General features: G+C 48.3%; 16 protein-coding genes and 1 tRNA gene. 9 read left to right on the forward strand and 8 right to left on the reverse strand.

The features are described 5' to 3' along the window. Window position 1: 1 nt before the first annotated feature. From T325_RS05265 to T325_RS05275, 3 genes are all read right to left on the reverse strand, one after another. Complete coding sequence (locus T325_RS05265) at window positions 2–505, reverse strand: DMP19 family protein (protein WP_036911105.1); 504 nt, start codon at window positions 503–505, stop codon at window positions 2–4. An 18-nt stretch (window positions 506–523) separates the two neighbouring features. Then, entirely contained in the window at window positions 524–1327 is an 804-nt protein-coding gene (locus T325_RS05270; protein ID WP_036911107.1) for an MBL fold metallo-hydrolase, read from the reverse strand. A gap of 73 nt (window positions 1328–1400) precedes the next feature. Continuing rightward, on the reverse strand, window positions 1401–3581 hold the full coding sequence (locus T325_RS05275) for a translocation and assembly module lipoprotein TamL (RefSeq protein WP_036911110.1): 2181 nt from the start codon (window positions 3579–3581) through the stop codon (window positions 1401–1403). Window positions 3582–3723: 142 nt separating this feature from the next. Here T325_RS05275 and T325_RS05280 point away from each other — a divergent pair, with 142 nt between their 5' ends. Next, window positions 3724–4503: an RNA methyltransferase gene (locus tag T325_RS05280; RefSeq protein ID WP_036911112.1), complete on the forward strand. Its 780-nt coding sequence runs from the start codon at window positions 3724–3726 to the stop codon at window positions 4501–4503. A 203-nt stretch (window positions 4504–4706) separates the two neighbouring features. After that, window positions 4707–6803: an alpha-amylase domain-containing protein gene (locus T325_RS05285; RefSeq protein ID WP_051949720.1), complete on the forward strand. Its 2097-nt coding sequence runs from the start codon at window positions 4707–4709 to the stop codon at window positions 6801–6803. 60 nt (window positions 6804–6863) lie between these two features. Here the strand turns inward: T325_RS05285 and T325_RS05290 are convergent, their stop codons facing one another. Both T325_RS05290 and T325_RS05295 read right to left on the reverse strand, forming a co-directional pair. After that, on the reverse strand, window positions 6864–7760 hold the full coding sequence (locus T325_RS05290; protein WP_036911114.1) for a glycoside hydrolase family 25 protein: 897 nt from the start codon (window positions 7758–7760) through the stop codon (window positions 6864–6866). Between the two features lie 88 nt (window positions 7761–7848). Then, a complete protein-coding gene (locus T325_RS05295; RefSeq protein WP_036911117.1) occupies window positions 7849–9486 on the reverse strand; it encodes a diphosphate--fructose-6-phosphate 1-phosphotransferase in 1638 nt (545 codons plus the stop codon). Window positions 9487–9687: 201 nt separating this feature from the next. Between T325_RS05295 and T325_RS05300 the strand changes: the two genes are divergently transcribed. The 7 genes from T325_RS05300 (at window position 9688) to T325_RS05330 (ending at window position 16789) form a co-directional block, all read left to right on the forward strand. After that, window positions 9688–9957: a hypothetical protein gene (locus T325_RS05300; RefSeq protein ID WP_036911120.1), complete on the forward strand. Its 270-nt coding sequence runs from the start codon at window positions 9688–9690 to the stop codon at window positions 9955–9957. A 6-nt stretch (window positions 9958–9963) separates the two neighbouring features. Continuing rightward, complete coding sequence (locus T325_RS05305; RefSeq protein WP_036911122.1) at window positions 9964–10518, forward strand: 1-acyl-sn-glycerol-3-phosphate acyltransferase; 555 nt, start codon at window positions 9964–9966, stop codon at window positions 10516–10518. Window positions 10519–10520: 2 nt separating this feature from the next. Further along, the gene (locus T325_RS05310; protein ID WP_036911123.1) at window positions 10521–13457 is read left to right on the forward strand and encodes a golvesin C-terminal-like domain-containing protein; all 2937 of its coding nucleotides are present in this window, start codon (window positions 10521–10523) and stop codon (window positions 13455–13457) included. An 11-nt stretch (window positions 13458–13468) separates the two neighbouring features. Next, window positions 13469–13816 (forward strand): hypothetical protein, encoded by a 348-nt coding sequence (locus tag T325_RS05315; protein WP_177172081.1) that lies wholly within the window; start codon window positions 13469–13471, stop codon window positions 13814–13816. Window positions 13817–13854: 38 nt separating this feature from the next. Beyond that, complete coding sequence (locus T325_RS05320; protein WP_036911125.1) at window positions 13855–15885, forward strand: YgiQ family radical SAM protein; 2031 nt, start codon at window positions 13855–13857, stop codon at window positions 15883–15885. Beyond that, on the forward strand, window positions 15809–16621 hold the full coding sequence (locus T325_RS05325; protein ID WP_036911128.1) for a hypothetical protein: 813 nt from the start codon (window positions 15809–15811) through the stop codon (window positions 16619–16621). The genes T325_RS05320 and T325_RS05325 overlap by 77 nt, the downstream gene beginning before the upstream one ends. A 91-nt stretch (window positions 16622–16712) precedes the next feature. Beyond that, window positions 16713–16789, forward strand: a tRNA-Arg gene (locus T325_RS05330). 477 nt (window positions 16790–17266) lie between these two features. Here the strand turns inward: T325_RS05330 and T325_RS05335 are convergent. Genes T325_RS05335 through ilvB form a run of 3 tightly spaced genes read right to left on the reverse strand, consistent with a single transcriptional unit; the run spans window position 17267 to window position 20259 of the window. Continuing rightward, window positions 17267–18007 carry an acyl-[acyl-carrier-protein] thioesterase gene (locus tag T325_RS05335; RefSeq protein WP_036911131.1) on the reverse strand — a complete coding sequence of 247 codons (741 nt, stop codon included), beginning with the start codon at window positions 18005–18007 and terminating at the stop codon, window positions 17267–17269. Then, window positions 18000–18542: an acetolactate synthase small subunit gene (gene ilvN / locus T325_RS05340; RefSeq protein WP_036911244.1), complete on the reverse strand. Its 543-nt coding sequence runs from the start codon at window positions 18540–18542 to the stop codon at window positions 18000–18002. Before ilvN ends, T325_RS05335 begins: the two co-directional genes overlap by 8 nt. Window position 18543: 1 nt before the next feature. After that, window positions 18544–20259: a biosynthetic-type acetolactate synthase large subunit gene (gene ilvB, locus T325_RS05345; protein WP_036911134.1), complete on the reverse strand. Its 1716-nt coding sequence runs from the start codon at window positions 20257–20259 to the stop codon at window positions 18544–18546. Between the last annotated feature and the right edge of the window lie 2 nt (window positions 20260–20261).

A 20261-nucleotide genomic window follows, 5' to 3' on the forward strand; every position in this document is an offset into this window, starting at 1 on the left:
ATCATTTTATCGTTGCGAAGTGCTCCAGATGATCGTCGATATAGTGGGCGATGTCATCAGTCCATTCTTCCTCGTTTTCAATGAAGAGATCATCGAGGTCATCGAACTCCGGATATTTCTCAAAGAGTGCCATAAACTCTTCGTCACTACAGTCTTTCTCTATCTCGTCTCGATACTTCAACCATAGTGTGTGAGCGTCGTAAATCATCTTCGATGGTCCACGCATTTCCCACTGACGCAGGGCTTTAGCAAACGGATTCTTGAAGATGAAAGGGCCGTAACCATTATGTATCAACTGCACGAATCCACCATCCATCAACTCCTCGTGCAGAATCTCCCATGAGAGAAGCGTTATCTGATCGCTATTCAACTCGCCCATATTCTCGGCAGTCAATTCTCCGCCAATGGCATCATGAATGGCATGGGTAAACACACCAATAAAGGCATCCATACCCTCCATAGCAGCCTGCTGCAAATCTGCATCTTTTACAATAACCTCTTTCATCGCACTTCTTTTTTGATTCTATATTAACTCATACACTCCCGTGGGCATGGTTCTACGAAGCACTTCCAACTCCAAGTCTTTTCCTGGAACGATGCCATAACTTCTCAATATAGTCTCCACCGTCTTGCGAGCGAGTTCTGGATGATTATTCTCTTCGCTAAGGTGACAGAGCCACACATGCTTCAAGTGTTCCGACATATTTTCAGCTAACACGCGTCCACATAAATCGTTCGACAGGTGTCCGCTATCGCTGAGTATACGCTTCTTCAGATAGGCAGGATATGGTCCGTTTTCCAGCATCTCCACATCGTGATTAGCCTCAATCACCAAATAGTCGGCTTTGGAGATTGCCTGCTTCACGTCATCAGTCACACTGCCCACGTCAGTCAATATCACGAAGGTCATTCCTTCTACCAGAATCTCATAGCCCACATTCTCTGTAGCATCATGAGGCACAGCAAAAGGTCTCACCGTAAAGTCGCCTAATTGCACCGTCTCACCAATTTCCAGCACCTTCCTCTTCTCATCGCTCACCTTACGGGTCACGCAGTAGTTGTGGTTAATGCCATTATGCACCTTTTCCGTAGCATACACAGGCACCTGATAATCGTAGCTGAACGAGCCAACCGATTTAATATGATCGGCATGGTCGTGAGTGATTAGTACACGTTTCACCGTACTAAGGCTTACGCCATAGTCCCTGCAGTGTTTTTTCAGGGTGCGTATACCTACGCCGATATCTATGAGGAGTGCGTCTGTGGCGGTACCAAGGTAATAGCAGTTTCCACTGCTGCCGCTTCCAAACGATATAAATTTCAACATCCTTATTTTTTAATTTTCGTGCAAAGGTAGTGCAAATCGAGCGAAATACCAAATTAATTTTGATTTATTTATATTAGAATGGTAGTCCAACTGCGAAATGAAATGCCAGATCGCGCCCCATTCTGGGGTGAATCAGCGGGTAATGTGCCTCTTCCTCTGTCTCATAAGCTGGATTGATGGCCTTCATACCAAGGTCGAATCTTAATATAAAGTAATCGAAATTCAGTCTCAGTCCCATACCATAGCTTACCGCCAAATCGTTCACAAGTCCTCGTAAGGTAAACTGCCCTTCTGGCTGTTCATCGTATTTGCGCAATGTCCAGATGTTACCCGCATCTGCAAACAAAGCGCCATAGAATTTCCAGAACAGATGGGTGCGGTATTCCAAATTCAAATCAAACTTCATATCACCCGTTTGTGTAATGAAGTTTATCCTACCATCCTTATCCTTATACCGTCCTGGGCCCAAACTTCTCACAGTCCATCCTCTTACGCTGTTGGCACCTCCTGAGAAGTAGCGTTTCTCAAAAGGCAGTACCTGGCTATTACCATAGGGATAGGCAATGCCAAATCCCAAATGGAATATCAACTGATCCTGCTTACCTCCCAATAACTGTCGTGTAAAATCAAAGTCGGCCTTCACATATTGGGCATAGGCGATATTGAACACACGATATTGTCCCAAATAGTTCTTCTCGGCTCTAAAACTATGGGCACACAAATCCAACAGATTACCAGCAGACTCTACATGTGTCTTCAGTGCCAGTCGCCCATTGTTATAACTATAACCAAAGCCCATGCGCATGATAAACAGGTTCTCATAGTTATAGCGCAGGATTGCGTTCGAGTTCGACTCGTTTTCAAGATATTCCCTCCTGAAAGTCTGACTCACCCAAGGCATAAACACATAGTTTAAATCCACTAGGTCTAAACTATAGCTGTCACGGTGTTTCTGAGGTTTCCACTGGTAATGGAATCCTGCAGAGAGCACCCTTCGGTGGAACTCTGGGCGATCCTGCGAGTCATACAATAGCGACACCTCACTAGTGGCCGTGATTCTACGCCTCACATCACGATTCAGAAAAGGAAACAAAAATCGTGGAAAAGACAATCTACTCTCCACACTATATTCTATATAGTCCTGGTTGCGATAGCCCTCCAAGCCCTTGATAGCCTCATAGGCACCGCGTAATTGCACACTGAAGGTCTCCGAACCCCTGAACAAGTTACGGTTTTGATAGGTCAGTGAGGCTGCGGCACCGAAATCGCCTGCCGTGTTGGTACCCTCTGGTTGGAAACTGATTGTCGAGGGTTTGTTCGTCTGTACCTGTATGGTTGCGTCAAGCAGCGCGGTATCAGCCACCTGCTCAAAACTAATATTGGTATATCTCACAGCTCCCAATCGTCCAAAATGGTTATAAGTATTTTGCAAATCCGATGCAGAGTAGAGGCTGCCAGGTTTCAGGAATGTGTTCTCTTCGAGCACTCGCAGCCTTAAATGTATGGTAGAATCGCCCTGCGCTCCACTGACATAGTTGAGATTACGAATGCGGTACTGGCTATGCAGCGTGTCACGCCCCTCATCTATCTGATAAGGATGCAGTACCTTTGCCAGTGCCACATGGTGCAGGGCCTCATTTTTTCTTGCCTTATAACTCACATACTCCTTATGAAACCTGAAATAGCCTCTGTCCTGCAAGAACGATGATACATCTGAGCGCTCTTGCGCCATCGTCTCTACGTTAAACTGCATACCCTCGCTCAACAGCGACTTACGTTCTTTCAACAGCCTCTCAATCGTAGAGTCCTGAATATCGGTTTCAAGCGGAGTTATGTAATAAGGTTTCCCTGGGTGAAGAACATAGATAGCGTCAATTTTCTTTTTCTTCTTTTGGTCTACAAACAACTCCACCTGAGCATCCAAATAGCCTTTGTTCTGCATCGCCTGCTGTAGGTCATCGCACGTCTGTCTGGCTAACAGAGTATCGTAAATTACAGGTGCTTCGCCCATCTGTCGGAGCGTACGTCCTACCCAAGAACTATCTTTACCCGCCAACGCATACACGCCCAATGGTACCTTCATCGACAAAAACCAACGGGCGTTTTCTTTCTGCCTCACGTAATTCTTCAGTTGTGAGGTACTAATGTCCTTATATTTCCTATCGGAAACAACCTTTACCTTGTCAAGTATCAATTCATTATCGTCAAGACTATGCGTAGCCGAGCAGCTGCACAACAATAGCACAGCCACCATAGGTATTATCACTCCCGTTTTCTTATTCCGAATCTTCAATTCTCATTAATTTGGGGCCAAAATTACAAAAAAACTCTTAATTCTCAATTCTTAATTCTCAATTTCTTCGTATCTTTGCATCAGAATTAACGACTTTTTTTAAATGATCAGTAAAAATCAGTTTAAATTTATCCGACAGCTCGAGCAAAAGAAGTTTCGCCGCCGCGAAGGACTCTTCGTTGCCGAGGGCACTAAGGTTGTAGGTGATTTGCTACAGCGCCACCAGCCCCACTCCGTCTACGCCATAGCCGAGTGGATTAAGAATAACCCTACCACAGAGGCTACAGAAGTCAGCGACGACGAACTCCGCCGTCTAAGTTTCCAGCAGCATCCTCAACAGGTTCTCGCCCTCTTTCCTCTGCCACAAGGACCCAAAGAGGCGATCCCCGAAACTGTCGCGAATCTCAGGTCGTTTACTACCAAAGGGATGCAAGAAGGACTATCCCTTGCTCTCGATGGCATCCAAGACCCTGGCAATCTCGGCACTATCATCCGCATAGCCGACTGGTTTGGCATTTCTACCATCTACTGCTCCGACGATACTGTCGACGCCTACAACCCTAAGGTGGTTCAGGCCACCATGGGCAGTATTGCGCGCGTGAACATAATTTATACTGATCTTACCGCCCTGCTAAAGTCGCTTCCCCAAGACTTCCCTGTCTATGGAACCTTCCTAGACGGTGAGAATATCTATACACAAGAGCTCTCTAACCATGGTCTTATCATCATGGGTAACGAGGGTAATGGTATCTCTGGTGAGGTGCGCGCCTTGGTCAACCGAAAACTTTTAATACCAAATTTCCACAAAGGCAATACTGTCGACAGTCTCAACGTAGCTATCGCCACTGCCATCACCTGCTCTGAGTTCCGCCGACGCCAATAAACGTAATCCACCTAATGCGCAGGCGTGTGTAAAGATGTAGTCCCCTTATCAGAATAGTGGTGAGGGGATTTTTCATTCAATCGATTGCACATCGTAAATCACAAAAAATCACACTTTTAGATAACAACATATTCATATCTTTACTACATTTGCCAACGCAAAACAAATGTTACAGATTTTCAATTAACTAAAAACTACAAGAAATGAAAAAGCTATTATGCAAGAGAAACGGCAATCTTCTTATTGCCACTGGCATGTTGCTCAGCATGACGCTGACGCAAAGTTGTTCTGACACGTTGGACCTTGACCTGCAACCACAACCACAGACCGAAAAGGCTGCGACGCGAGGCACCAACAGTCTGCAACCCCTCAACGATGTAATGATGCAGGCATTCTACTGGAATGTGCCTGTAGACGAAGCTGGTAGAAACGGTTCCTGGTGGAACACCCTTCGGTCTAAGGCCTCTGAGATGAAATCAAGTGGCATCACCGCCATCTGGACACCAGTGCCATCTAAAGGCAACTGGGGTATCACTGACAACGGTTATGGTATCTACGACCATTACGACCTGGGTAACTACTATCAGAAAGGTACCACAGAAACGCGTTTTGGTAGTCGTGCCGAACTGGAGTCGATGATCAGCACCATGCACCAGTCGCCCAAGATCAGTGTCTACTCCGATGTGGTACTCAACCACGTCTATTCTTCCGATGAGAATGAGGAAGTGAACCCTGCCGTAAAGGCTTATGTGTTCGGTGAGGCTCATGGCGAGCAGAACAAGCCCTACCCTGCCAATGAGATTCGCTGGGTCATCCCAAATGCAGCGACAGGCGATTACTACATTCAAATCAAGGGATATGGACTGCCTTGGAATGAATCCTCTACTCAGCGCGGCTACGACCTCATGATTCGCTGGGACAACAGCAACATCTCGTCTTCTTACAATTGGGAGTATGAGCCCAACAACGGCAACGGCAGCTTCAACAACTTCCCGGGTTCTGGCCGTATCATCCGCGGACACATGGAAAATCATTCTGATATCGACGAGTACAAGATTCATGTATCGTCTAAGCACGACATAGAGATTCGTCTCTCTGCCAAGCGTGAGGATGGCAGCAACTGGGTTGACGCAGGCTCTATGCTTGGCTACTATCCCGTGGCTGTATGGTATAACGGCACCAACTTGGCCAACACCACCCTACAGGCTCGTACCAATACCAACATCACTTACGTGAACCATACTGGTAGTGGTGAACCTAACTATTCATGGAACTACAGTCATTTCCATCCGTCCGACGCTAACGACTGGCTTGGCGATTATGGATCAGATGAGATTATCACGAACACCAAGTTCTTCGGTAACGACTATAACACCTACAACAGCACAGTACAGACCCGTCTGAACAACTGGGGTAAGTGGCTGGTGAACAAGATTCATTTCGATGGTTTCCGTCTTGACTTCGTTCGCGGCTTCCAAGAGTCATTCGTTGCCAACTGGGTGAACGGCCTTCCGCATGTCGACGGTGCACAGCCATTCATCGTAGGCGAATACTGGGGTGCCGACTACCGTATCAAAAATTGGGTTAACACAGTAGCCTCTTACGGCGCTCAAGTTAACGGATTCGACTTCCCACTGAAGAGCACGCTCACAGAGATGTGTAATGGCAATGGAAACTCATTCAACATGTCATGGTTGAATCATGCCGGCATGGTACGCAACAGCGGCGGTAACGCGCTCCCAGGCACCTCGGTTGTGACCTTCCTCGACAACCACGACACTGGTAAGGAGCACGACAAATGGGTTACTAAAGACCATCAATTGGGATATGCCTACATTCTCACCCACGAAGGACGTCCTTGTCTGTTCTATCCTCACTTCTTCGGCGTGACACAGGTGGATGCCGACCACTCCAACTACACCACAACCGCTCCTTCTACACTGAAAAACAAGTTGAAGAAGCTCATTGAAATACGTAAGAAGTATCTTGGTGGTGTTATAACAGTGCTCAGCGAAACGGGAAATCCATACCCATCAAGCAACTGCCAGAATCTGTATATCGCCCGTCGCCAGGGTAACGGCACCAAAGACGGCGCTATCATCGTACTGAACAACCACGACAGCAGTACTAAGGCCATGTGGGTAACGGTGAACGCCTCTGGCTTCAGCAATTGGGCTGGTAAGCGTTTGGTCAATGTCCTGAACACCTCACAGAAAGTCACTGTCGAGGCCGACGGCCGTGTAGAGCTCTCAGCTCCTTCACGTGGCTACAGCATATGGGTTAAAGAGAGTGATCTCTAAGTAATTAAGTAATAAAGAAAAAAGTGGTCAGGCTTTCATCGCTTGGCCACTTTATTTGTCTTATTCACTATAGGCTTTAACGCCGATAGTTTCCTGAGAGCCAATGGTCATCTGGCGCAAGTCGTAGTAGGAACCGTTGTAGATATTGAAGTCGACATTGCCCTTGATACCAGGAAGCCGTCCTGCATCGGTGTGCTGCCAGAACTTCCATGGACCTTGGTATTCAAGCGAATCGACGTAATAATGAGCTATCCAATAGGGATACTGATTAAAAATAGTATCGTTAAGATAACGGGTCTTAAATCTAAAATAGGTATAGATAATAGGTTTCACCTGATAGTAGCGTTCCACAATATCGAGCCACTCGAGTACAGATTGCTTAAACTGTTCGTCGGTCTGACTCTTTGGTTTATGTTCAACGTCTAGAACAGGAGGCAGATCGCCATTTTCGAGTTTCACGGTGTTAATAAAATGCCAGGCCTGTTGTTCTGCAGGCGTGTGCACGCTATAAAAATGGTACGCGCCGCGCGTGAAACCATTTTCGCGAGCCTGATAGAAATTGTCTCGGAAGTTCTCGTCAGTCTGAGTGGCCCCCTCAGTAGCCTTGATCATCACAAAACGAATGGGACATTTGTTGATGGAACCATTATCTTTAAGATCATCCCAATCGATACGGCCCTGATGGTGGGAGATGTCGATACCGTGAATCTCGTAGCCTTCAGGATAGCTCACGTCGCCATAGAGAGCACGCCATCGGAAGCCGAAGGGACCTACAAAAAAATAATAGAAAAACCACACATAGCCCGCAACAACCAAGCCAGCTCCAATCCACCATCCCCACGAAGGGACACGGCGCAACAAACGGACAAGGATGCTTGGCTTACGACGGCCTCGGGGGCCATGGTAAGTACGGGTAGTTCCAACTCCCTTTCTACGAACAACTCGGCGCTTTGGCATCAACGAAAAAGAAAAGGCACGAATTACACGAATTCACGCGAATAAAAAAATTCGTGATAATTCGCGTAATTCGCGCCTAATAAATTAATTACTTACCCTGCTCAAGAGCGAGTGTACGGGTTGGCTGGTCGCAAACCTCTGTTGGACCCCAGTACTGGATTGGACCAGGATATACATAAGCGGTTTCACGAGCCCAACGATCACGCTGTGCAGCGAAGGTCTTGAAAGGAGCACCGTCGAGTTCAACGAGAGCCTTACGGATAACTGGCTTCATCTCACCAGCACGCTTCTCCATGTTCATCATCATGGTGATGGGCACACCACCAGCAATCCACTGCTCAGCAGGAGCTGTTGTGTTCTTAACGATAGCCATGTAACCAGTCTTGCCGTTAGCAATCAACTGGGCAGCTGATGTACCAAGAGCGTAGCAGTAGTCGGCATCGAAGTTAGAAGGAGCAGCGCAACGTCCCTCATAACCGAAGAAGTGGTGCTGAGCTGAGAACTTACCAGTGTACTTGCCTTCCTTCTTCATCTTTTCGAGCTTCTGAGCTACCATTGTAGAGAGCAGCTTCTCGGTCTCGATCAGTGATACCTGTACGTTTCCGTGTGGGTCACGATCCAGAGCCAGCTGACGGGCAACACCAGTAGGCAGGCTGTTGAATACAGCGAGGTTCTCGTCTGTCAGGTGAGCCTTTACGAAGTCAATCGACTCGTGACGATCCAGCTCCTTAGCCTCTGGCAAAGCCAGTACGTCGTTCAGCTGAGCAATCAGCTTCTTGATAGCAGGAATGAACTCGATAACACCCTCAGGAATGATAACGGTACCGAAGTTGTTACCATCAGCAGCACGCTGGCAAACAGCGTTAGCGATGTATGTAACGATATCGTCGAGGCTCATACCCTTCTGCTCGATCTCCTCAGAAACGAGGCAGATGTTTGGCTGAGTCTGCAGAGCGCACTCCAGAGCGATGTGAGATGCTGAGCGACCCATTACCTTAATGAAGTGCCAGTACTTACGTGCAGAGTTACAGTCACGCTCAATGTTACCAATCAGCTCAGAGTATGTTTTACAAGCTGTGTCGAAACCGAAGCTAGTCTCAATCTGATCGTTCTTCAGGTCACCGTCGATAGTCTTAGGACAACCGATTACCTGTACGCCGTAGTTCTTGGCAGCATAGTACTCAGCCAGTACACAAGCGTTGGTGTTAGAGTCGTCACCACCGATAATAACGATAGCCTTGATGTTCAGCTCGCGGATAATCTCGAGACCCTTCTCGAACTGATCAACCTTCTCGAGCTTGGTACGACCAGAACCGATCATATCGAAACCACCAGTGTTACGATACTCGTCGATAATGTCGGCAGTGAGCTCCATATAGTTGTGATCTACCAGACCGCCAGGACCCAGAATGAAACCGAAGAGACGGTTCTCGGGGTTCAGCTTCTTAATCTGATCGAAGAGACCAGTAATCACATTGTGACCGCCAGGAGCCTGACCGCCTGAAAGGATGATACCTACGTTCATCTTGGTGTTGTTAGCCTCGGTAGCGGGCTCGAACTCTACGATAGGCATACCGTAGGTGTTGGGGAAGAGCTTCTTGATTTCCTCCTGGTCGCCTACACTCTGAGTGGGCTGACCTTCCTTAACCTTAACAGCACCCTGAAGCGCCTTGGGGAGCTTTGGCTGATAAGCGGCTCTGGCGAGCTGCAATGCACTTTTTTCCATAATCTTATTACTACTTTATAAAATGAATAATATCGTTTCTGAGCCGCAAAATTAGTGTTTTTTTGTAAGAAATACGAAAGAAAAGATAGGTAAAATACACTTTTTAATATTTTTTGGGACGGAAAGCATTGCTATCTCAGAAAATATTCCTATCTTTGCTTACTGAATATAACAAAATAGACCAAAAAGGAGGATTATTTTATGGCAAACAAAAGACATTTGAAGAAGAACATCAACATGGTATGCATGAATCTATTTGCAGAGTGTATGGCCGTTTCATTGTACGATTCGGACGAGAAGAAAAGGAAAAACGTGGAGAACCAGTTTGATACCATCATAAAACTCCAGGATCATTACTGCAGACGCATTTCACACCCCGAACCCGGCATGAAAGCGAAGGACTATTATAACGACCTGATCGATAAGTTTACTGAGCAGGCCAATGAAATTATTGACATCATCAACTCATAACGGCACATGTGGAAACAATTCTGTAACTGGTTACTATATAAGCGCTGGGGGTGGACTGCAGAGATAACTCAGGACCACCCCGATAAGTTTATTATATGTCTGGCTCCCCACACTAGCAACTGGGATTTCGTGCTCGGACAGTTGTATAGTGGTGCCATAGGCATGAAGATCAATTTTCTGATGAAGAAGGAGTGGTTCTTCTGGCCTTTGGGGCCTGTCTTCAAGTGGTTGGGAGGCATACCCGTTCACCGACAGAAACACACCAGCATGACCGATGCGATGGCAGAGGCAGCGAAGGAAGCCAACACATTCCGTCTATGCATCACGCCCGAAGGCACACGAGCCCGACGGGAAGAGTGGAAAAAAGGCTTTTATTTCATAGGTATGAAGGCCCAACTTCCTATTTTGCTCTATGGCATAGACTACGAGAAGAAACTTATCAAATGTACGAAGACTATCATCCCTATGGGTGATCTGGACACTGATATGCGTGACATTAAACTTTATTTCAAGGACTTCAAAGGCAAGAAGCCCGAAAACTTTACGATTGGAGAACTATAACCATGAAAAAAACGCTCACCATAGTTCTGACCCTGATGTTGCTGCTTACTGCCCACACAGTGTTGGCTGCCAGAAGAAGAGTGGTGAAACCTATAGATCCGCAGAAAGAACTGAAAGATAAGCTGAACCGCTACTTCATCAGCTACAGCGTGAGTTCACAGAAACTCCGCAACCGCAGCAAGTTGACGACACTCAGCATCAGCGACTCGCTACGCACGATAGACATCAGCGCTGACACACATTTCGGTGAGCAGGTGTTTACTCCGGAGACAGTGAGCGAGATATACGACGCTGTAAGGGCACTGCTGCCCGACAGCATTATCGGCTACCAGATGAGTATCAAGACGGGCGGATGGACGCTGGAGCAGCTGGTTCCCAACAGGTTAAGACTGACCGAGGACAAAACACGCACCTGGGGCGACATCGATTATAAAGGAAGACCTTGGGTGAGCAACGTATCACTCCCATATACCATCAGCAATGGACTGAACAATCGCCATCTATGCGTCTGGGCCAGTCATGGAAGCTATTTCCATACGAGAGACAGCGTATGGAAATGGCAGCGTCCCGCACTCTTCGGAACCCGCGAGGACCTGTTCACCCAGACCATCGTGGTGCCCTACCTCATACCGATGTTGGAGAAGGCCGGGGCGGTGGTGTTCACGCCAAGGGAGCGCGACTGGCAGCGAAACGAGTTCATCGTTGACAACGACACGCCTGAGAGTGGCTATCAGGAGACACGCGGACAGCACCGCTGGCATCATGCCGACTCTGCGGGCTTTGCCTTCCACCCTGGAGTATATGTTGATCACGAAAACCCCTTCGAGCAAGGCACATCAAGGCAAACCGAGGTTACCAACAATCCAGAAAGCGAAAGTACCATTATCTGGCGACCTGCCATCACCGAGGCAGGACGCTATGCTGTATATGTAAGCTATCAGACGGTAGAGAATAGCATAGACGATGCACACTACACTGTGTGGCACCAAGGCGTATCTACAGAATTTAGAGTAAATCAGCAGATGGGCGGACGCACTTGGGTGTATTTGGGAACATTCGATTTCGATGCGGGCAGTAGTGCACGCAACTGTGTAATACTGTCGAACCAAAGCCGTCATCACCATGGTGTTGTAACTGCCGACGCTGTGCGTTTCGGCGGAGGAATGGGTAACATACGCAGAGGTTACACCACCAGCGGACTGCCTCGAGCATTGGAAGGCTCTCGCTACTATGCGCAATGGGCAGGTATGCCCTACTCCGTCTATTCCACAAAGAACGGTGAAGACGATTATGGTGATGACATCAATGCACGCAGCTACATGGCCAACTTGCTGGGCGGCGGCTCTGTATATATGCCAGATACTACAGGAAGGGGGGTGCCTTTAGAATTATCGTTGGCCATTCACAGCGATGCAGGCTACACGCGTGATGGACAAACGCATACAGGTACACTATCTATATGTACCACCTACCTGAACGACAGCATCCTGTATTCAGGACTCTCCAGACTGGTGTCACGCGACTTGGCAGACGAACTGCTGGTATCAGTATCAAACGATATGGCAAAGCACTATGGCAGTTGGCCGACACGTGAACTCTACGACCGCAACTACTCAGAGAGCCGCTGTCCAGGCATACCCAGCGCCATATTGGAGACCATGTCACACCAGAACTTTTGGGATATGCGTTATGGACAGGATCCCAACTTCCGCTTCGATATGGCGAGAAGTATCTATAAGGCCATACTGCGCTATGTAAGCCGCATGCACCATACGAGATATGTAGTGTCACCATTGGCTCCGACACATGTCAGGGCCGAGTTGACGGGAACAGGACAGGTAAAGGTAAGTTGGAAGAGCACTAAAGATGCCGACGAATCCACAGCAGAACCTACAGGCTACATCGTGTATACGGCCATCGGCAAAAACGGATTCGACAATGGTACATATGTAAAGGGAAAGAACACTAGTCTGACAATTGATATTGAGCCTGAGTTACTATATTCATTCAAGGTGACGGCCGTGAACGACGGCGGCGAAAGTTTCCCCACAGAGGTGGTATCGGCCTATGAAAGCCCTGGCGCTCAGAAAACGATACTCATCGTAAACGGATTCCATCGTTTGGCCTCGCCCGCTGTGAGGAACAATAGTGCAGAACAAGGCTTCGACTTGGAAATGGATGCAGGTGTCACATATGGACGTACGGCAGGATGGTTGGGCTATCAGATTAGCTTCGACAAGACACAGATGGGCAAGGAAACACGCAGTGGATTGGGATTTACCAACGACTCGCTGATGGGGCAGTTCATTGCGGGCAACGACTTCAATTATGTGCGTACACACGCAGAGGCCATCGCAACGGCAAAACGCTATAACATTGCAAGTTGTTCGAGCGAGGCTTTGGAAACTAACGATATCCACCCCACACAATATCAGATGATGGACCTGATATTGGGATTGGAGAAAAATGACGGATGGGCACTCCGCCAATATCAGGCATTCTCGCCCATGATGCGACAGCACCTGAAATTATTCACCTCACGAGGAGGCGCATTGTTAGTGAGCGGTTCATACATCGGCTCAGACATGAACATGCCCGCTGAGAGGCGCTATTTGGAAGATATATTAAAAATCAGCTACGAGGGTGTGAACACCGACAGTCTACGGCGCGACACCATTGAAGGATTGGGTAAGACTTTCGAATTCTATAGACATTTGAACGAGACCCATTACGCCGCTACCCACCCCGAAGTGCTGCAACCCGTAGCTCCCGCCTACCCCGCCATGGTCTATGCCGATGGCTACAGTGCCAGCGTGGCCTACGACGGCAAGGACTATAAAGCCATGACTATGGGATTCCCCTTCGAATGCATCAAGGACGAGCAGAAACGTTGCTCACTGATGAGGGGTATATTGAGATTCTTATTACAAACCAATTAAAATATTATACAATTATGAAGATTCAAACCAATTCATCAGGAACAAGGAGCATGGACATTACTGACCAGCACCTACAGACAATCGAGAAGTATCAACTTTTCCGTGACCTTATCGACAGTAACGGCTATGTAGACGAGCAGGTTCTCGACAAACTGAAGTTGAACATCCGTTCACTGCTTTCAGGCGATGCAGGCAAGGATAAAGATCTGCTTGACCTGTGTCTCGACGTTATCTACCACGCTAACATGAAGGCTTTCGGCCTACAGCAGCTGGTAATGCTCTACATTAACTGGAAAACCCAGGCCAACCACAATCTGGGGATGACCGTTAAGATTTTCCAGGGACTGCCGTTTAATTAATGGGTTAAATGGTAAAAATAAAAAGCTAAAAAAGAAAATTGGAGTATAGACTGACAGACTTTCTGCCAACTACCAAGAAGGAGTTGGAACTAAGAGGATGGGATTACGTTGACGTAATCCTGTTCTCGGCTGATGCTTATGTAGATCACCCTTCGTTTGGTGCCGCCGTGATTGGTCGCACACTCGAGGCCGCGGGTTTCCGTGTGGCCATCGTGCCACAGCCCGACTGGCATGGCGATTATCGCGATTTTAAGAAGTTAGGCCGCCCACGCCTGTTTTTCGGTGTGGCCCCAGGCTGCATGGACTCGATGGTAAACAAGTACACCGCCGCTCGCCGTTTGCGCTCAGAGGATGCTTACAGCCCCGATGGCCGCCATGACATGCGCCCTGAGTACCCCACCATCGTATATGCCAAAATCCTGAAGGAGCTTTATCCCGATGTACCCGTAGTACTGGGTGGTATCGAAGCCTCGCTGCGCCGCGTGAGTCATTACGACTACTGGAGCGACAGCCTCAAGAAGTGCCTGCTTTGCTACTCGCCTGCCGATATGATTACCTACGGCATGGGCGAAAAAGTTACGATCGAACTGGCACGCCGACTCGCTGCCGGCGAACAGATACGCGACATTCGCGACCTACCGCAAACCGTATATCTCTCACGTAAGGAGGATATCATCGGTGGCATTACCGATCGCGACATCGTGCTGCACTCACACGAGGAATGCCTGAAAAACAAGAAGGCTCAGGCCGAGAACTTCAAGAACGTCGAAGAGCAGTCGAACATGATGCACGCCCAGCGCTTGCTGCAGGGTGTCGACGGGCGTTACGTGGTTATCAATCCTCCCTTCCCGCCAATGACTACCGAAGAGCTCGATGCCTCGTTCGATCTGCCTTACACGCGCCAGCCACACCCCAAATATAAGGGCAAGCGCATTCCTGCTTACGAGATGATTAAGTTCTCGGTAAACATCCATCGCGGCTGTTTTGGCGGCTGTGCATTCTGTACTATTTCGGCCCACCAGGGCAAATTCATCACCTGCCGATCGAAAGAGAGTATCCTGCGCGAGGTAAAACAAGTCATCGAGATGCCCGACTTTAAGGGTAACCTCAGCGACCTAGGTGGCCCGTCGGCCAACATGTACGGCATGAGTGGACGCAATAAGAACGCCTGCGAAAAGTGCCGTCGCCCATCATGTATCCATCCACAGATATGTCCTAACCTCAATACCGATCACTCTAAGCTGATTGATATCTACCGCTCTGTCGATGCCCTTCCAGGCATCAAACACAGCTATATCGGCAGCGGTGTTCGTTATGATCTACTATTACATCGTAGCAAGGACGAGGCCAGCAATAAGGCTGCTATGGAGTACACCCGCGAGCTGATTACCCGTCATGTTTCGGGTCGACTCAAGGTAGCTCCCGAGCACACCAGCGATCGTGTACTCTACCTCATGCGCAAGCCCTCGTTCCAACAGTTCTACGAGTTCAAGCGAATCTTCGATAAGATTAATCGCGAGGAGGGTCTTCGCCAGCAAATCATTCCCTACTTCATCTCCAGCCACCCAGGCTGTCAGGAAGAGGATATGGCCGAACTGGCAGTGATTACCAAGAACCTCGATTTCCATCTCGAGCAGGTACAGGATTTTACTCCCACGCCACTCACCAACGCCACCGAAACGTGGTACACAGGCTACGATCCTTATACGCTGCAGCCAGTGTTCAGCGCCAAAACGCCAAAGGAGAAGTTGGCCCAACGCCAGTTCTTCTTCTGGTACAAACCCGAAGAGCGCCGTGGCATCGAGCAGTCGTTGCGCCGCATCGGTCGCCCCGACTTGATTGCCAAACTGTATAGCGGCATGCCCCCACAAAGCGGTTATCGCCCTGCAGGCGGAGGCCCCAAGGCCCCTGGCAGCGGCAAACCATCAGGGTATGGCAGCAGTAAGCCATCAGCTTACGGCAAGCCTAAATCTTATAACCCAAATTTTAAAAATGAAAATTCTCGAGCAAAGCATCATAGCGAAAAGCCCCAACAAGAAAAGCGAGGACGGAATCGTCGTAACTTCTGATTTTATCGCCGTTATCGACGGCAGCACCTCAAAAACCAAGCGTCGCCATTGCCCTCTTATGACCAATGGCCGCTATGCCATGCTGCTCATCAGTCGTTATATCCGCAAAATGCCAGCCAACACCAGCAGCCATCAGTTCTGTGTAGGTGTTACCCGTGCGTTGCGCCGCCATTACTGGCTCCGTTTCCCCGTTGAGCGCATGCAGCAACATCCCGAAGAGCGACTCTGTGCTTCGGCCATCATCTTCAGCCGTATGAGAAGAGAAATCTGGCTGGTTGGCGATTGCCACTGTCTTATAAACGGAATATATCACGACAATCCCAAGCCTTACGAGCAGAATCTAGCCGAGATAAGAGCCAGGAAGGTTAGGGAACTGCTGATGCAGGGCATGACACAGGATGAGTTGAGAAAGTCCCTCGACCCTGCCCGCGAAGTGATTATACCCACCATGCTCGAGGTGATGAAGAATCAGAACAAAACATATGCCGTTATCGATGGGTTCCCTATCCCAGAAACAAAGGTGTCCATCATCCTGCTCGATTTCCAACCATGGGAGATTGTGCTAGCCAGTGATGGTTATCCAAAGCTTGGCAAGACCTTAGAGGAGACTGAGTCGATGCTTGACAAACAAAGAAAAAATGACCCGCTGAATATTGGAGAGTTTAAGGCTACAAAGGCATTCATTGAAGGCAACAATTCTTTCGATGATCGCTCATATATAAGATTTACAGTCTGAAAAAATGCAATAAAAGCCCGAAAATTTGGAAGTTTGCAAAAATATATGTACCTTTGCAGCCGATTTCAGCAGAAATCACCTTTTTAAGGTCGGTTCCGTAGCTCAGCTGGATAGAGCAACTGCCTTCTAAGCAGTAGGTCTTGGGTTCGAGTCCCAACGGGATCACCATCACGATTTCCCCGCTTAATGATACGAGCGGGGATTTTTTATACCCTGCTCTAACCAAAGGAATGTCATCTATGAGTCGTCGGGATATCGTCTGTAGGTCGTTCAGATAGTCTCCACACCCCATGGAGACGTCACCTATACCCCTATGGAGATTATCTCCGTCACCCGTGGATCCTATCTGCGTGACTCGTGGAGACTGTCTCCGTCAACCATGGGAGGCATTCCTTTCAGGCTCGCTAGCCTTATTGCGATGGCAAAGGTACGACTATCCCGAAAACAATTGGCGGGTTATGGCGCGTTAGCGGGAAAAAAAGTTCTCCCCATAGAGCACCCCTCATACTATAGCCCTCCCTCTTATAGAGGGGAGGGCATGTATAGAGGGGGGTAGCTCTTATCAGGGGGGGATATGTTCTGTTGGCTAACCTTCGGCCTAGTCAACCGAGGAAGGCCCGGCATCGTAATGACACCGGGCCTTTTCTATTTGAATATCACTTTGCTGCGGCAACACTCTGTGCCATCGTCCTTACAGATGCGAACGCAATATTCAAGTTCGCCAGTCTGCTCACGATAGAAACTAAGATGATCGCCCTGATGAGCCTCTGCCACATAAGCAATTTCGAAACGCTTGATCTGGTGTTCACGATACCATTCGAGATTCCAAAGGTCGAGAACATGCTCAATATACTTAACCGAGTTGATATGTCCATTGATATCGACATCATTATACTGGGTCTCAATGGTACGGACAAAAGCAGCATCATCGGTCATCTTGACGCGCCCGCCTTTATCTATAGGGCATTCTTTCTCGCTCTCGATCCAATTGTTGATAGCACCATTATCGATGGTAAAGATATCGGTAGGCTGGCGACTCTCTGTATCAATCATGGCCCAGATAGAACGTCCATAGCCATACACCTTACCATCGTCACCAATCACACGGAAATTACGTGAGGTAAAGAAACGCATGGCATTCTCAACCCACGTCTCAACATTGAATTTTGTGTACATCCATGGCATCTCATCCATCTCTATCGCCAAACGCGAAAGCACCCATGAACGCTGAATAGTCATCAGATAATTCATGCCAAAACCACGAGCCGAAGAATGGAAATCGGCGGCATTAAGCATGTGATTTCCCAGATGGCCCATAAAGAGCCGCTGCGAGAAGTCGCAGTGAAACGGCTCAGCCATGAACTCGTATCTTCCGACTTTATCCATTGCCTTCCCTTTCTTCTAAGAACTCACTAACCTGCTCTTGCATACCACGAGTAACGGCAATACGACCGGAACGGGTATACTGAAGCACGCATCCAAAGGTGTCGAGGGCGCGGTATAATGAGATAATATCCTCTGTAACACCATGCATCTGAACAATGACGTATGTGGGGTTTACCTCAATGATATTGGCCTGGAAACGACGGATGGTGCGCGAGATTTCCGGGTTCTCCATCACCATAGGCGTAGAGAGTTTATAGAGGCCCGACTCACGGATGAAAAGCTGTTCATCAGTGAAATAGTTGGCCTTCACCACATCAATCTTCTTTTCTATCTGGCGTACGATTTTCTGTATCTGGTCTTCATCGCTCCATGCAGTAATCGTGTATTTATGGACACCAGGGATACTGGAGGCTGATACATTCAGACTCTCAATATTTACCTGACGACGAGTAAACACTGCCGTTACCTGGTTCAGAATACCAGCAATATTCTCAGAATATACTAACAGGGTATATAGTTTCTTCTCTTCCATGATCTTACACATTAATTTCAAGCATCATATCGTCGATATTCATACCTGGAGGAGTCATTGGCAATACATCGTCGTCCTCAAGGATAGCACACTCCAGAAGGTATGGTCCTTCAATCTTGAGCATTCTCTCAATAGCAGCTGAAAGATCTTTACGATCGACGACAGCCTCATAAGGAATGCCATAGCCACGAGCGATTAGTTCGTAGTTAGGGTTAAGCATTTTGGTAAACGACTTACGGCGCTTCCAAAACATATCCTGCCACTGGCGCACATTGCCCAGATAATGGTTGTTCATCATCACCATCTTGACAGGACACTGCTGCTCCATAATGGTACCTAACTCCTCAATACACATTTGGAAGCCTCCGTCACCCGAGAAACTGACCACCGTACGACCAGGTGCGCCAAAGGTAGCGCCGATGGCTGCCGGCATACCATAGCCCATCGTTCCCAGACCACCGCTGGTACAGATGCTACGTTTCTTGGGATATTTAAAATATCGGGTAGCAAACAGCTGGTTCTGACCAACATCAGTTACCAATACAGCATCGCCCTGAGTTGCCTCAGCTACAGCGTTGACAACCTCACCCATCAGCAGAGGTCCTTCTTTTGGATGGATGGCTGGCTCAATAACCTTTTCGTATTCTTTCTTCTGAAGGGGAATGAATGACTCACGCCAACCTGTATGATCGTTCCGGTCTATAAGTTCCGTAAGTGCAGGAAGTGATTCCTTACAATCTGCGATTATAGCCACATCAGTCTTCACACACTTATCAATCTCGCTATGGTCAATATCGAGGTGAATAATCTTTGCCTGCTTAGCATAGGTCTTGAGATTGCCAGTTACACGATCGCTGAAACGCATACCAATGGCGATAAGCACATCACACTCCTGTTCTTTTAAGTTTGGCGCATAGTTACCATGCATACCCAGCATACCAACATTCAGCGGATGAGTACTTGGCAGAGCCGACAAACCCAACATGGTACGACCTGCAGGGATATCAGCTTTTTCCAGGAAATGAATCAATTCATTCTGAGCATTTCCAAGCTCAACCCCCTGACCAACAAGTGCCAATGGCTTCTTGGCTTTATTGATAAGATCGGCAGCCTCACGCACAGCCTTCATATCAAGCTTAGGATAAGCCACGTATGAACGGATGAAATTCACGTGTTCAGGTTCAAACTCCACCATCTCTGTCTGTGCATTCTTTGGGAAGTCGAGCACTACAGGTCCAGGACGTCCACTGCGTGCAATATAGAAAGCACGGCTTACAGCCCACGCGATATCCTCGGCATGACGAATCTGATAACTCCACTTCGAAATAGGCTGGGCCACACCTACGAGGTCGACCTCCTGAAAAGCATCTGTTCCAAGAGCGCCAATGGGCACCTGACCTGCGATGACGACGATAGGTGTAGAGTCAAGCATAGCATCAGCCACACCCGTCAAAGTGTTAGTTGCACCCGGACCACTTGTCACCAAGGCCACACCCACCTCGCCAGAAACACGGGCAAAGCCCTCTGCTGCATGAGTAGCAGCCTGTTCATGACGTACGAGGATATGGTCAAAAGCCTTTTTATTGCCTCGCGTGTAGTCGTAGAGGGCATCGTAGACCGGCATGATAGAGCCTCCGGGATAACCGAAGATGGTCTTCACCCCTTCAGCCTTGAGTGCCAGCATGAGTGCCTCTGAGCCTGTTATCTTTTGTTTATCCATAT

Origin of the sequence: Prevotella sp. FD3004, assembly GCF_000746155.1 — a bacterium.
GTDB lineage: Bacteria > Bacteroidota > Bacteroidia > Bacteroidales > Bacteroidaceae > Prevotella.